The organism is Mesorhizobium sp. M1338 (genome assembly GCF_040318045.1).
Taxonomy (GTDB): domain Bacteria; phylum Pseudomonadota; class Alphaproteobacteria; order Rhizobiales; family Rhizobiaceae; genus Mesorhizobium.
In genome coordinates this window covers 1-13553 of record NZ_JAMYLL010000055.1, presented here as the reverse complement: position 1 = coordinate 13553, position 13553 = coordinate 1, and the positions used below count along the sequence as shown (strand labels likewise).

Genomic DNA, 13553 nt, shown 5'->3' with positions numbered 1-13553 from the left:
GTCCTCACCCTAATTTATCAGGACTCGGCGCCGTAGACGTCGAACTTGAAGTACTTGTCGTTGATTTCCTTGTATTTTCCATTGGCGCGGATGGCGTCGATGGCCGTGTTGAGCTTGTTGACCAGGTCGGTCTCGCCCTTGCGCACGGCAATGCCGGCGCCTGGCCCGAAGATCTCGACTGGTTGCGGCGACGGCTGGCCGAGGATCTTGCAGCAGGCGCCATCGGGCGAATCCAGCCACTGCTGCAGCACGACGATATCGTCCTCGATGGCGTCGAGACGACCATTGGCAAGATCTGCCTGCTCCTCGGGGCTGCTCGGATAGCCCTTGACGGTGCTGTCGGTGTAGGTTTTCGAGGCATAGTTGAAATGCGTGGTGGTGGTGGCCACGCCGATGGTCTTGCCGGCGAGATCTTCCTTGGTCACGCCTTTCAGCGTGCTGTCCTTCGGCACGGCGAGCGCTGACGGCGTGTTGTAGTATTTGTGCGAGAAGTCGACCTTCTCCAGCCGCTCTGGGGTGATCGACATCGAGGCGACGATGGCGTCGAACTTGCCGGCCTGAAGGGCGGGAATGATGCCGTCCCAATCCTGGGCGACGAAGGTGCACTTGACCTTCATTTCATCACAAAGCGCCTTTGCGATGTCGATGTCGAAGCCGACGAGCTGGCCATCGGCGGTGAGGTTGTTGAATGGCGGGTAGGCGCCTTCGGTGCCGATCCTCAGGGTCTTTTCCTGGGCCTGGGCTAAGCCGAGCGTCAACAGCGCGGCCGAAGCGGCGAGCGCGATACGCAGTGCAATACGCATGATAATCCTCTCTTTGTGGTCCCGGCCGTCGTTCCAAACGGCTCTGTGGGCGGTGCTTTTGGCCGCCCGCTGGCGCGATACTCCCACTCTTTCCAAGAAAAAAGCAACTGCAAAACCACAAAGGTTGGGAAGGCTATTCCGCCGCTGCGTCAGCGCTCAGCCAGCGAGCCCCGTGGTGCGCTCGATGAAGTCGGCTATCGACTTTGTATCGTCGAGATCGAACACCGGCAGGGAACCGCCTTCAGCCGCGAAATCGGCGGCGACGGCGACGATATTGGGATCACTTGCCGAAAGCGGCGTGCGGTCTTTCGCGTCCAGCCGGCGGGTTTCGATCTTGCGGTGGGCCTCGCGCTTGTAGCCCTCGACCAGCACCAGGTCGCAAGGCGCGAGCCGTGATAGAATCACCTCCAGCGTCGGCTCATCCTCACCGCGCAGCTCGTGCATCAGCGCCCAGCGGGTTCCCGAGACGATCGCGACTTCCGTGGCGCCGGCCTGCCTATGGCGGTAGCTGTCGGCACCCGGCTTGTCGATGTCGAAATCGTGGTGAGCGTGTTTCACCGTCGATACTTTCCAGCCGCGCCGGACAAGTTCGGTGACCAGCTTTTCGGTCAATGTCGTCTTGCCGGAGTTTTTCCAACCGGTGATGCCGAAGACACGTCTGTTCATGATTTCATGCTGCAACAGACCTTCGGCAGCGACAAGATCATCAGGCTGGTTGATGTTGAAAAAGGGGTCGACCGGGTGACCCGCCGATGGAAGAAGCGGGAATTCCACTTCGACAAAACCGTGCCGGTCGATGAAAGCCGAAACCCGCCTGTTGTCCTCATCGACGAGAAACTGCCGCAGGCCGTCGCGACAGTCTGTAGGCCAGAGCGCGAAGGTCGGGTGCCGCTTGCCGCCCGAGCAAGCGACAGCAATCGAACCTGGATTTTGATCGGTGGCGACCGCCAGTCGCTCGACAAGATCCAGCGGCAGGAAGGGCGTGTCGCCGGCGGCTGTGACGATCGCCTCGCAAGCCGTGTTGGCAACGGCCCATTCGAGGCCGGTGAGGATTCCGGCAAGCGGCCCGGCAAAGCCGGTCACCGTGTCGGCAAGCACCGGCAGTCCAAAGCGCGAGAACCGCGCCGGATCGCCGTTGGCGCTAAGCGCGAGAGGGCCGATCTGCGGGCCAAAGCGCGAAACGACCTGGTCGAGCACGGAGCCGCTGCCAAGGGGCAACAGGGTCTTGTCGCCACCGCCCATCCGTCTCGATTGGCCGCCGGCCAGAATGATCCCCGCAACATCTCGTTTCATGCCATGGAGCCTGTACGCCAGCCGCTGGGAATCGCAAGAACCTTCAAATGAACAGGCTAGATCCCGTCCGGAACCATCGACGGTCCGGTGCTTTCGGCGACGATCTTTCGCCGGCCGACCACTCGCTCGCGGTAAAGCGCATAGAGGCCGGAGCCGATGATGATCGTGGCACCGACGATCATCGGCAGATCGGGAATATCGGCGAAGATGAACAGGCCAAGCAGGATCGACCAGATCAGGGCCGTGTAGCGGAACGGCGCGATGAAGGAGATGTCGCCCGAGCGCATCGCCATGATGATGAACTGGTAGCCGATGAGCACAAGCACCGCGGCCAAGGCCAACAAAGCCGTGCTGTTGCCCGTCATCGGTGTCCAGCCGCCCATCGGCGACAACAGCGCCGCGCCGACCATGGTCATGGCAAGCGCGGTGGCGGTCGAAACCAGGAGGGTCGGAATAGCCTTGGGAATGCGCTTGGTGCTGAGATCGCGCACCGCACAACAAGCGACGCTGGCCAGCGCCGACAGCGAGTAGATGCTGAACCCTTCGAAGCCAGGCCGCACGATGATCAGCACGCCGGCAAATCCGATGGCGATCGCCAGCCAGCGCCGCCAGCCGACAGCCTCGCCGAAGACAAGTGCCGCCCCCATCGTCACCGCCAGCGGCAGCGCCTGCAGCACCGCCGAAACATTGGCGATCGGCAAATGGGCGAGGGCGACGAGAAAACTCACCGTTGCGCCGGCCTCGCCGATCACGCGCATGGCCACCAGCGGCTGCAGCATCGAGCCCGGGCGAGCGAGCGCGCCGCGCTGCCAGGCGAGGAGGCCGACGAAAAGCGAAGCGAAAGCTCCACGGATCAGCATGACTTGCGCCATGTTCATCGATTGCGACGAGTATTTGGTGATGGCGTCATTGAGCGTGAAGCCGGCCATCGCCACCATCATGAACAACGCGCCGCGAAGATTTGGAGACAGGGGCAAGACGACTACCGGTTCTGCTTTGCGGCAAGCCTGTAACAGCCGGGCATGAAACAGCAACAGCAAAGGGCTGGGCCACAGCCCTGTTTGTGGCCCAGGAGATCGCCTGCGATGGCGGCGGAACCTACTTTTTCGGCGTCAGCACCTCGGTGCCATTGCCTTCCTTGCCGGCGATCGTCCATAGGCCGTGCAGCGAGCCGTCGTCCATCACCTTGTAGACGACGAGGCCGATATCCTTGTCCATGACATAGCCGGCGGAGAAGGCGTCATCGTTGCGCATGCAGATGCCGTCGGAAGATGAGCCGCCCGTCTCCCAGTGGATCGTGCAGGTCGTTCCGCTGGTCAGCGCGATGGTTGCCTCGCCGCCATAGGCGGAGCCGTCGAAGTTGGTGCCGGCGACCGTATAGGTTCCGCCGATCGACTGGGCGGCCGCTGGCACGGAAGCGAGGCCAAGCAGTGCAAGAGAAAGAACGAGTTTGCGCATGATGTATTCCCCCGTTGGATGAAACCGTCCCAAGCGGAAGGCTAGGCCGGAACGGACCAACGGTAAATCAGCGGAGCATTCGCGGATAAGGATTTGTTCGCGGTGTGGCCGAAATGCTCACGGTCCCGAAACGCTCATGGTCCCCCAAACTCTCATGGCTCCTTGAGACTGCCGGCGATGGCGCCGACAAGCGGGTCGTATTTCGACTTGAGGGCTGGCGGGTAGTCGATCCGGACCGTGCGGATGACGCCATCCCTGCCGAACAGGCGCCGCTCGTAAAAGATCTTTCCGCCCTTCAACCCAGACAACACCGCCCAATCCTTGCCGGACTTGCTGTAGGTGACCATGTAGCCGGCTTCGTCGCTGGCCTTCTCGGCTGCCACAAAACCCTTCGGCGTATCGTCGTCGATGTTGAGGATGCCCGAGCAGATCAGGCTGGCGCCATCGGCACTCAGCCATTCCTGTCCGTCGCCATTATCCGGCTCGGGCTGGCGATCGGTGAAGATCTCATCGGGGAACGTGCAGACGGTGCCGAAGCGCTCGTTCACATAGGTGAACGGCGCGGCGACCGCACTGGTCGCTGCAATTGCTGTGACAAACGCCAGGGATGAAGAACGTCGCCGCATGTCTCGCCTCCAAGCCAAATGACCAGGAAGGCAATCTTGCACGAATTCAGTAAAGAATCAGCCGCCCGTCACACTCATATGCCGCGACACCGATGGGCGGCTGGTGCGGCGGTCGATGATGAAGTCGTGGCCTTTCGGCTTGCGGCCGATCGCTTCGTCGATGGCGTCAGCGACCAGTTCGTTGCCTTCGGAGGCCCGCAAGGGCGCGCGCAGGTCGGCGGCGTCTTCCTGGCCGAGGCACATGTACAGCGTGCCGGTGCAGGTCAGCCGGACGCGGTTGCAGCTCTCGCAGAAATTATGCGTCATCGGCGTGATGAAGCCAAGGCGTCCGCCGGTCTCGGCGACATGGACGTAGCGGGCTGGGCCGCCCGTCTTGAAGGGAATGTCGGTCAGCGTGAACTGGCGCTCCAGCGACGCGCGCAGCAGCGACAGCGGCAAATACTGGTCCGTGCGGTCGGCATCGATCTCGCCCATCGGCATGGTTTCGATGACCGTCAGGTCCATGCCGCGGCCATGCGCCCAGCGCATCATCCCGGGCAGCTCGGCGTCGTTGAAATCCTTCAGCGCCACCGCGTTGAGCTTGACCTTCAACCCGGCCGCCTGCGCGGCATCGATGCCTTGCATTACCTTGTCGAGATGACCCCAGCGGGTGATCTTGTGGAACTTGTCGGCATCGAGCGTATCGAGCGAGACGTTGATGCGCCTGACGCCGCAATCGGCGAGTTCGGCGGCAAAGCGCGACAGTTGCGAGCCGTTGGTGGTCAACGTCAGTTCTTCCAGCGCGCCGCTTTCGAGATGCCGCGACAGCTGGCGCACCAGATGCATGATGTTCTTGCGCACCAGCGGCTCACCGCCGGTGAGGCGCAATTTCCTGACGCCCTTTTCGATGAAGACACCGCAGAGCCGGTCGAGTTCTTCCAGCGACAGCAGGTCCTTCTTCGGCAGGAAGGCCATGTCCTCGGCCATGCAATAGGTGCAGCGAAAATCGCAGCGGTCGGTGACCGACACCCGGAGATAGCTGATCGTGCGACCGAAAGGGTCGATCATGTCCATGCTTCAAACGCTTCCCGTGGCCGTGAACGGCGTCGTTATATACCGCTATGTGATACGATCCAGCCGTTCATTCAAGATAGCGGCTGTAGATCTTTGGTAACATCCCTGCGCCGACATAGCATGTCGGTCGGCTTTATCAGACCTTCTCCCGTTTGACGAAGCGGCGTAGGGAAGGGGTGAATGACACGGGATCGAACAGCATGACCGCGCCGAAGGAACTCCGGGTCTCGAAGGACCGCAAACTGCTGTCCGTCACCTTTCCCGATCACCAGCCCTTCGAACTGCCGGCGGAACTGCTGCGCGTCGCCTCGCCATCGGCCGAGGTGCAAGGCCATTCGCCCGAACAGCGGGTGACGGTTCCCGGCAAGCGCAATGTCGCTATCTTGAAGATCGAGCCGGTCGGCAACTATGCCGTGCGTATCACCTTCGACGATTTCCACGACACCGGCATCTTCACCTGGAATTACCTGCACACGCTCGGCCACGAGAAGGATGCGCGCTGGAACGCCTATCTCGCCGAGCTTGCGGAAAAGGGCTTGAGCCGGGACCGCTAGGCTGGCGCCGCCATTGTCGTCAAAGCGTCATCGAAGTGGGGTAGCGCCAGCGAAGGTTTGGAGACGAAAAAGATGTCCGTCATCACCACGGTCGAGCAGCTCGATGCGCTCTATGGCGTTCCAGGCGAGGCCTCGCTGGTCAAGGAACTCGACCACGTCATCCCGGAATATGCCGCCTTCATCGAAGCCTCGCCCTTTGTCGCGCTGGCGACCAGTGGCCCGGAGGGTCTGGACTGTTCGCCGCGCGGCGATCTCGCCGGCTTCGTGCGCATCCGCGATCCGAAAACCCTGATGATGCCGGACCGTCGCGGCAACAACCGTGCCGATTCGCTTCGAAACATCATCCGCGACCCGCGCGTCGGCCTGCTGTTCCTGGTGCCGGGATCGGGCACGACGCTGCGCGTCAATGGTCGCGCTCATATCACCACGGATACAACGCTATGCGCGTCATTCACGGTCGAAGGCAGGGCGGCGCGATCGGTAACCGTCGTCGACATCGATTCGGTCTACTTCCAATGCGCCCGTGCCATCGTCCGCTCCGAGCTCTGGAATCCGGCGAGGCATGTCGACCCGAAGTCGTTGCCGACGCCCGGACAAATCCTGGAAATCACCAGTCGCAAGAGCATCGACGGCGAGACCTACGACAAGGAATGGCCGGAGCGGGCGAAGAAGACGATGTGGTAAGTCTGGGCTGAAAGAGCCGCTACGCCTCCTTCAGCACCTCATAGATCTTGCGCATCTGATCGCCGATCATGTCGCACTGTTCCGGTGTCGACTGGCTCATCGCCTTCTCGATCAGCGCCATATGCACTTTCAGCGCCTGCATCAGCAGCGCCTCGCCGGCCTCGGTGAGCGCGAGCCGCAGGATGCGCTTGTCCTTCTCGTCGCCCTCGCGGCGCAGCAGGCCACGCGCCTCCAGCTGCGGCAAAAGCATGGTGATGTTGGAGCGACCGACGAGCAGCTTGCGGGCAAGGTCGTGCTGCGACATGCCGGGATGTCGGTAGAGGTTCATCAGCACGTCGAGCTGCGCCGGCTTCAAGTCGAGCGGCCCCAGCTTCACCGCCAGCGTGCGTTCAAGCACATGACAGGCGCGCGCCACCGCGACCCAGTTGCGAAAACGCGGGTTGTCCCAAGGTAGCTCTTGTTTATTGTTCATCTTTGAACTATTATGTTCATGCTTGAACGTATGGATGGATTCTCACTATGGCATCATTCGGGCTGAAGGTCATCCGGGGCGTGTTCGGTGCGGCCGAGCGTGTCGCGCCGCGGCTCACCGGACGCGCGGCGTTCGAATTGTTCTGTCGCACGCCGAACGTCAAGGCGCTCAGCGATGGTGAACGGCGCGCCATCGACCGTGCGGCGGAGTTCATGACCGAGGCGCGTCATCACCGGCTGAAGACCGCGACCGGCTGCGTCATGGCGCACGAGTTCCGGCCGGAGCCGGGCAGGGCGGCCGCCGGCACGGTGCTTGTCGTCCATGGCTGGCGCTCGCGCACCGAATATATGCGCGCGCTGATCGAAGGCTATCGCGCCGCCGGCCATAGGGTCGTTTCGCTCGATCTGCCCGGCCACGGCCAGTCGCAGGGCAGGCGGCTCAACATGGTCAATGCCGTCGATGCGGTGCGGGTTGCCGGCGAGTGGTTCGGCCCCTTCGTGGCGGCGGTCGGTCATTCTTTCGGCGGCGCGGTCGCCGCCAATGCCATCGCCGGCTCGGTCAAGAACATCCCGCCGCTGGCCGCCGGACGCCTGGTGCTGATCGCGGCGCCTAGCTCCCTGCCGGCGATCTTTGCCGACTTCAGCCGCATGCTCAATGTCGGCCCGCGCTCGCAAGCCGCCATGGCGGACCGGGTCGAGCATCTTTCCGGCCGGCCGCTGCACGAATTCACCGGCGACCGCCAGCTCGCCCAGGCGCCGGTGCCGACCCTGGTCATCCATGCGCAGGACGATCGCGAAGTTTCGGCCGACCATGCAAAGCGCTACGCCGGCGCAGGCGGCCATGTGCGGCTCTACTGGGCCGACGGGCTCGGCCACCGCCGTATCCTTGCGGACAAGGGTGTGGTCGAACGCGCGGTCGGCTTCGTGACGCATCGCGAGCCGACGCTGCTGCACTGAGCGTCGATCGAAATTATTTCTTCTTCTCGCCGGGTTCGATCGGCAGTCCGGCCGCCTTCCAGGCGGTGTAGCCGCCAAGGATGTGCTTGACCGGCGCAAGCCCCATGTCCTGCGCTGTCTTGGTGGCCAGCGCCGAACGCCAGCCGCCGGCGCAGAAGAAGACGAAGCTCTTTCCCGAGGCGAAGAACGGCTTGTGGTACGGGCTTTCGGGATCGATCCAGAATTCCAGCATGCCGCGGGTGACATGTTTGGCGCCGGGAATCCGGCCGTCGCGTTCCACCTCGCGAGGGTCGCGCAGATCGACGAAGATTGTGTCTTCCTCGTCGAGCAGCCCGGCTGCTTCCTCAGGAGAAACCACCTCGATCTCGGCGTTCGCCTCGTCCAGCAGTTCGCGATAACCCTTTTTCACGCTTTCATCCCTCCCGGCTTGCTGGCGAATTTCGATCACACCGGCCGGCGTTTGTCACGCCGCGTCGGTGCCGGAGCGCAAGCACCCTCGCTCCAGCCGTCACGATGTTGTGAAACCGTTCTGCAACAGACGTTCCAAAATTTATGAAAGCTTAACGAAATCGGTATGAATCAGTATAGTCGCGCCTTACATCCGCCATGCGGTGAGCGGGACGATCTAGCGTGCGGAACGGGAACCGGCTGCGGCCGGGAGCGGGTGATCCATGAAATTCCTCGGAAACAAGGCGGCCGTGATGCCGCTGATGGCGATCACGGCAACGCTCGCTTTCGGTGTGCCGCAAGCAGGCGCGCAGGGCCTCTTCGACATGCTTTTCGGCGGCGGCGTCAAGCACGCGCCGCAAGGCGAGTTTCCGCCGCCACCACCGAAGAATAAGCCCAAAGCGCCGGGCGGCGGTGGCAGCGTGAGAATCAGCGGCCCGTCCTATTACACCTACAAGGCCGATCGTCTGGTTCGCGTCGACTTCTCGGCGCTGGCGGCGACGCCGGAGCCGGCGGTGCCGCAGGATGCGGCTTTCGTGCCGTCAGTGACGGTTGCTGCGTTTCGGGATGCGGTTGCCAGCTTGAGTGATTACGAACTCTATGCCGAACCCGACATCGCCAAGGCGCTGATCGCCTACTACTCGGCCAATCCGGATTTCATCTGGGTGACGGGAACCAGCCTCAACAGCCGTGCTCAGGATGCGGTGCGCGTCCTTGGCGAGGCTTCAAGCTATGGTCTCACGCCCGCCGACTACACGGTCGAAGTGCCCGCCGCCGGTGCATCTTCGGCCGACCCCAATGCGCAGCTGAAAGAGCTCGTCCGTTTCGAGATGGCGCTGTCGGCGCGCGTGCTGCGCTATGCCCACGACGCCCAGAACGGCCGCGTCGAGCCCAACCGCATGACCGGCTACTACGATTTCCCGGCCAAGCCGCTCGACTTGCAAGGCGTGCTGAAAACGCTGGCGCATACCCAGGAGGTGCGCACCTATCTCGAATCGCGGCATCCGCAGAATGCGGAATACCAGGCGCTGCGCGTCGAACTGGAATCCTTGCAGGCAAGTGCGGAAAACGAAATCGTCGTCGACCCCAAGCTGTTGCTGAAGCCGGGCGAAACCAGCCCTGAACTGCCGAAGCTGCTGACCCTGATCGCGCGCAATCTCGATGACGAGATGGGCGGCGCCTATGGCGAAATCCTGTCCAGGCTGGCGACCAGCGAAGTCTACGACCCGGAACTCATTCCGATCATCAAGGCCGTGCAGCAAAAGGCAGGCATGAAGGGCGATGGCGTCATCGGTCCGCGCACCGTTGCGTCGCTGGCCGGAACATCCAAGGCCGACAAGCTGCTGAAGGTGGAAGTGGCGCTGGAGGAACTGCGCTGGCTGCCTTCCGATCTCGGCAGCCCGCGGGTCTTCATCAACCAGCCGGCCTTCACCGCGAGCTATATCGACAATGGCGAGGAAAAGCTGAAGACGCGTGTCGTCGTCGGCCGGACCACTAACCAGACCGCCTTCTTCTACGACCAGATCAAGCAGGTCGATTTCCATCCCTATTGGGGCGTGCCGCAGTCGATCATCGTCAACGAAATGCTGCCCAGGCTGCGCAACGATCCCGGCTATCTCGACCGGGCCGGCTACGAGGTGACGGATTCGCGCGGCAAGCGTATTCCGTCGTCGGCGGTCGACTGGGGCGCCTATGGCTCGAACATCCCCTACAGCGTGCGCCAGCAGCCGAGCGAGGCCAATGCGCTGGGCGAACTGAAGATCCTGTTCCCCAACAAGCACGCGATCTACATGCACGACACGCCGCAGAAATCCTTCTTTGAGCGTGACATGCGCGCGCTCAGCCATGGCTGCGTGCGGCTGCAGGATCCACGCGGCATGGCGGCGGCGGTGCTCGGTACCTCGGTCGACTATATCGCCGAGAAGCTGAAGCACGGCCACGCGACCGAGAATGTGACACGCACGATCCCGGTCTATGTCGCCTATTTCACCGCCTGGCCTGACCTGTCCGGCAAGGTCGAATATTTCGACGATGTCTACGACCGCGACTCGCGGCTGAAGCAGGCCTTGGACGCCACCGAGGCGGTGCGCTCACCGACGAGTTGAATGAAAAATTTCTTTATGCATGTCGTTGTCCCAAAACCGCTGCCCACTTTTGGGCGACATGCATTAGCGCTCCAGCAGCGGCCGCCGGAAGCCGGCGTCCCGCCCGGCGATCAGCCAATAGAGCAACCCGGCGACAAGGCCGGCGGCGGCGATGATGCCGATGTCGACCCAGCGCTCCGGGTCCATGTCCTCCGGCGCACTCGGCCAGATCAGGGCGAAACCGCCAACCGCGGCGGCGGCGCCGAAAACCATGTGCAGCAGCACATTGCGCAGCGAGAAGAACTCGGCGATCAGCGCGAAGATCAGCGTCTGCAGCGCGGTCACGACAATCGTCAGGAAATAGACGAACATGCCGAGTGGCGGGACCAGCAGGACCGCGATCGGCGAGACGCCCATGAAGTCGAAATAGCCGGGCGAGTTGGGCAAGGAACTGAGCACGGCATAGATCGCCGCGATGGCGATCAGGCCGACCAGAACCGACACGAAGTAGCCGGCCAGCATCATCAATATGCGCTTCATCACGTGTTTCGCGGTCGCCATGCCCATCCCCCAATGCGGCGCCTAACCCACAGTCAGCCATCAAAGGCGATCTGGCGCAAGGGGAGGCAGGGCAATCGCCTCAGGCCAGCGACCGTTTCCAACTCGTGGCGGAGAGCGCCAATTGTCGAAGTCGGCGCCGCCCCTCATTGTCCTGCCGGACATTTCTCCCCGTATAGTGACGGGGAGAAAGAGGATGGCCGCGGCGCCGGAGCCTTTCTACAGCGCTGAAGCGCTGACAATTGGCGAAATCGGCGGCGAGCGTCCCTCTCCCCGTCGCTATACGGGGAGAGGATGCCGGCAGGCAGGTGAGGGGCGGCGCGAGCGCCCGGAAAGACCGATGGCAACGGCTGGGAGTGGCCAATGATTCGCGTCCGAACGGCCTCCGACGACGACCCTTATTTTGGCTCGCCCGTCACGGGATCATAATTGATCTCAACCTTGGCCTTGTCCGACGTGTAGTAGGTGACGGTGTAGGCGCCGCTATCCCAGTCGACCTCCTTCACATAGAGAAAGCCGTCGCGCTTCTCGACCTTGGCGAGAATGTCAGACAGTTTCTTGGCATTGGACGGCGGCAGCGGAGCATCGTCCGCGGCAAAGGCCGGCCCGCCGGCGAGAAGAACGGCGACGCTGGTCGCCAGGAGCAATCTGGACATGGTTTTCCCTCAACTTTCCTGGGACAGAAACTCGCTGCCATGCCGGTTTGTTCCGCGGGTGGCATGCCGGGCCATCTCAGCCGACCGGCTTGCTACCTGTTCGAGGGGCTGCCGCCCGCCTAACTTACGCGGCGCGTCGTTGAGCGGGGTGGAGACCTGAACGGGTTCGACGAGGGTCGACGGCGGTCACGATGCCGTGGTGGTGATCGCAATAGACGCGATCCGGCGAAGTTGGCCCAGCACAAAAACGATAACCGCCGGGTACTGACCGGTCTTCGCTCACCGGGAAGCGGCACTGATAGACGCCCAGTTGAATGAGTGGGACGTCTCTCGAAGTTGGTCTGATATTTTCAGGCATGGTTTTTCAGGTTCCTAGTTCATAGTCATTGCCCGCTGACGGCCGCGGTGCGACCGCGTCAGGGCGAGCTTCTCTCGTTTTGGAGGGCTGTGGATCACCATATGGTGTTGGTCGCAGCGTGAATGAAGCCCGGGGCCCTGCTTTCGGAAGCCAATTGTTGCGACTTAAGGCCACACTTGCCGCTGGGGTGCGCGAAGGCATGGCGGGCGATGTTGTCGTCCACAGATCGCTCCGCCCCCGGGTTAATTGGCAGGCGGGGTGAGGGGTGGCTTGTGGGGGCCCCCTTCAGGCCTTGCGCTTCGCGATTGGTCGGCTGCCGCTTCTGGCCGCGCCGAGCTTCGTCGCCGCTTTGGCGGCAGCTTTCGGAGCTTTCGACTTCGTCGCTGCTTTGGCGGCTGGAGCCTTTGCAATGGCAGGCTTCGCAGCGCGGGCAGTGAGAACAGAGGCGGCCACAGGCCTTGCCGGGTTGGCAAAAGCACGCGGCATTGCTTTGGCGGCAGTATGTTTTTTTGCGGCGGCAACCGCCACGTCCCGCTTGCGGTAAACCTTGGAACGCACAGAAGCGGAGTCCGCAGTCGACCAGCGTGATCCGGTCTCCGATGCAGGCGGCTCGACGGCCTCGATGCTCAAGCGCAGACCCATCGCGTGAACCACCTTGATAACAGTCGCAAATTCGGGACGGCCCTTGCTGTCGAGTGCCCGGTAGAGGCTTTCGCGGGATAGCCCGGCAGCCTTGGCGATCTGCGTCATACCGCGCGCACGGGCGATCTCGCCGAGTGCCGCCGCCATCAGCGCGGGATCGCCATCGGCGAAAATCTCGTCGAGGAAATGCGCAATGGTTTCCTCGTTATCGAGGTTCTTGCTGACATCCCAAGCTGTCGTTTCAACTGTCATTCAAAATACTCCTGCGCGAGTTTCTTCGCCCTTGCGATATCGCGCCTTTGACTGCCCTTGTCGCCACCGCACAGCAACAGCACCACAGCATCGCCGTGGCAGGCGAAGTAGATGCGATAGCCTGGCCCGTGATCGACGCGCATTTCACTAACGCTCTCGCCCACCGGCTTCGTATCGCCAAAATGGCCGGTATGCCGGACACGAAAAATGCGGGCGTCGATGCGACCGCGCGCGGCATTTGGCAAGTCACCATACCATTTGGCATAGACCTTGGTCTGGCGGATTTCCATTCATTGCCCTGTCGCCTATAGGCCACAATATAGGCACGCTAGAAAACGCGCAAGGGTTACCTGCAAGTGCCTTGCTTAGCCGCAGCCACTGCGCCGGCACCGCAGACGGCGGTTGAAGAGTCCGGCGGGTGCCCCCGGGTTATCGGCTGGCCCTTGGGGGGCCGTCATGTGGGGTCCCGCATCCGTGCGCGACCGTTGGCTTTCAGAGCCCTCAACCGGCCAGTTCTAGGAGGGCGAGCCGCGGGAGCGGATACATTTTGTCAGCAGACAGTGTGGTCGCGTCCCAGGGGAATCGGGTGAGTTAATTATCGTGAGATGACGCTTACGAGGAATTCGTCGTCCCACGCCGCCACTTTTCGTTTCAATC

16 protein-coding genes and 1 pseudogene are annotated in these 13553 nt (G+C 62.5%); 4 read left to right on the top strand and 13 right to left on the bottom strand.

Features of this window, described 5'->3' with window-relative positions; translation table 11 throughout:
* Positions 1-17 precede the first annotated feature (17 nt).
* The 7 genes and pseudogenes from NKH19_RS28870 to moaA all read right to left on the bottom strand — a co-directional run bounded on the left by NKH19_RS28870 (position 18) and on the right by moaA (position 5233).
* Positions 18-803 (bottom strand): ABC transporter substrate-binding protein, encoded by a 786-nt coding sequence (locus NKH19_RS28870; protein ID WP_352983338.1) that lies wholly within the window; start codon positions 801-803, stop codon positions 18-20.
* Positions 804-959: 156 nt separating this feature from the next.
* Positions 960-1469, bottom strand: coding sequence for a molybdopterin-guanine dinucleotide biosynthesis protein B (gene mobB / locus NKH19_RS28865; protein WP_352873092.1), 510 nt, complete (start codon positions 1467-1469; stop codon positions 960-962).
* Between the two features lie 9 nt (positions 1470-1478).
* A pseudogene (gene mobA / locus NKH19_RS28860) lies at positions 1479-2096 on the bottom strand (molybdenum cofactor guanylyltransferase MobA); the annotation flags it as partial.
* 56 nt (positions 2097-2152) lie between these two features.
* The gene (locus tag NKH19_RS28855) at positions 2153-3073 is read right to left on the bottom strand and encodes a DMT family transporter (RefSeq protein WP_352873069.1); all 921 of its coding nucleotides are present in this window, start codon (positions 3071-3073) and stop codon (positions 2153-2155) included.
* A 121-nt stretch (positions 3074-3194) separates the two neighbouring features.
* Entirely contained in the window at positions 3195-3554 is a 360-nt protein-coding gene (locus tag NKH19_RS28850) for a hypothetical protein (protein ID WP_352873068.1), read from the bottom strand.
* Positions 3555-3706: 152 nt separating this feature from the next.
* Positions 3707-4180 (bottom strand): hypothetical protein, encoded by a 474-nt coding sequence (locus tag NKH19_RS28845; RefSeq protein WP_352873067.1) that lies wholly within the window; start codon positions 4178-4180, stop codon positions 3707-3709.
* Positions 4181-4237: 57 nt separating this feature from the next.
* Positions 4238-5233 (bottom strand): GTP 3',8-cyclase MoaA, encoded by a 996-nt coding sequence (gene moaA, locus NKH19_RS28840; RefSeq protein WP_352873066.1) that lies wholly within the window; start codon positions 5231-5233, stop codon positions 4238-4240.
* Between the two features lie 200 nt (positions 5234-5433).
* Here moaA and NKH19_RS28835 point away from each other — a divergent pair, with 200 nt between their 5' ends.
* Positions 5434-5787, top strand: coding sequence for a gamma-butyrobetaine hydroxylase family protein (locus NKH19_RS28835; protein ID WP_352873064.1), 354 nt, complete (start codon positions 5434-5436; stop codon positions 5785-5787).
* A 72-nt stretch (positions 5788-5859) separates the two neighbouring features.
* A complete protein-coding gene (locus tag NKH19_RS28830) occupies positions 5860-6471 on the top strand; it encodes a pyridoxamine 5'-phosphate oxidase family protein (protein WP_352873062.1) in 612 nt (203 codons plus the stop codon).
* A 19-nt stretch (positions 6472-6490) separates the two neighbouring features.
* Here the strand turns inward: NKH19_RS28830 and NKH19_RS28825 are convergent, their stop codons facing one another.
* Positions 6491-6943, bottom strand: coding sequence for a MarR family winged helix-turn-helix transcriptional regulator (locus NKH19_RS28825; RefSeq protein ID WP_352873060.1), 453 nt, complete (start codon positions 6941-6943; stop codon positions 6491-6493).
* 47 nt (positions 6944-6990) lie between these two features.
* On the opposite strand from NKH19_RS28825, the gene NKH19_RS28820 reads away from it, so the two are divergent.
* Positions 6991-7899, top strand: a complete 909-nt coding sequence (locus NKH19_RS28820; protein ID WP_352873058.1) for an alpha/beta hydrolase — start codon at positions 6991-6993, stop codon at positions 7897-7899.
* A 13-nt stretch (positions 7900-7912) separates the two neighbouring features.
* Here the strand turns inward: NKH19_RS28820 and NKH19_RS28815 are convergent, their stop codons facing one another.
* On the bottom strand, positions 7913-8308 hold the full coding sequence (locus NKH19_RS28815; RefSeq protein WP_352873056.1) for a rhodanese-like domain-containing protein: 396 nt from the start codon (positions 8306-8308) through the stop codon (positions 7913-7915).
* 262 nt (positions 8309-8570) lie between these two features.
* Here NKH19_RS28815 and NKH19_RS28810 point away from each other — a divergent pair, with 262 nt between their 5' ends.
* Positions 8571-10451 (top strand): L,D-transpeptidase family protein, encoded by a 1881-nt coding sequence (locus NKH19_RS28810; RefSeq protein WP_352873054.1) that lies wholly within the window; start codon positions 8571-8573, stop codon positions 10449-10451.
* 63 nt (positions 10452-10514) lie between these two features.
* Here NKH19_RS28810 and NKH19_RS28805 read toward each other — a convergent pair whose 3' ends face one another.
* The 4 genes from NKH19_RS28805 to NKH19_RS28785 form a co-directional block, all read right to left on the bottom strand.
* The gene (locus NKH19_RS28805) at positions 10515-10997 is read right to left on the bottom strand and encodes a hypothetical protein (RefSeq protein WP_352873053.1); all 483 of its coding nucleotides are present in this window, start codon (positions 10995-10997) and stop codon (positions 10515-10517) included.
* Between the two features lie 389 nt (positions 10998-11386).
* Entirely contained in the window at positions 11387-11644 is a 258-nt protein-coding gene (locus NKH19_RS28800) for a PepSY domain-containing protein (RefSeq protein ID WP_352873051.1), read from the bottom strand.
* Between the two features lie 643 nt (positions 11645-12287).
* Complete coding sequence (locus NKH19_RS28790; RefSeq protein WP_352873048.1) at positions 12288-12896, bottom strand: addiction module antidote protein; 609 nt, start codon at positions 12894-12896, stop codon at positions 12288-12290.
* Entirely contained in the window at positions 12893-13186 is a 294-nt protein-coding gene (locus NKH19_RS28785) for a type II toxin-antitoxin system RelE/ParE family toxin (RefSeq protein WP_352873047.1), read from the bottom strand. Before NKH19_RS28785 ends, NKH19_RS28790 begins: the two co-directional genes overlap by 4 nt.
* Positions 13187-13553: the final 367 nt, after the last annotated feature.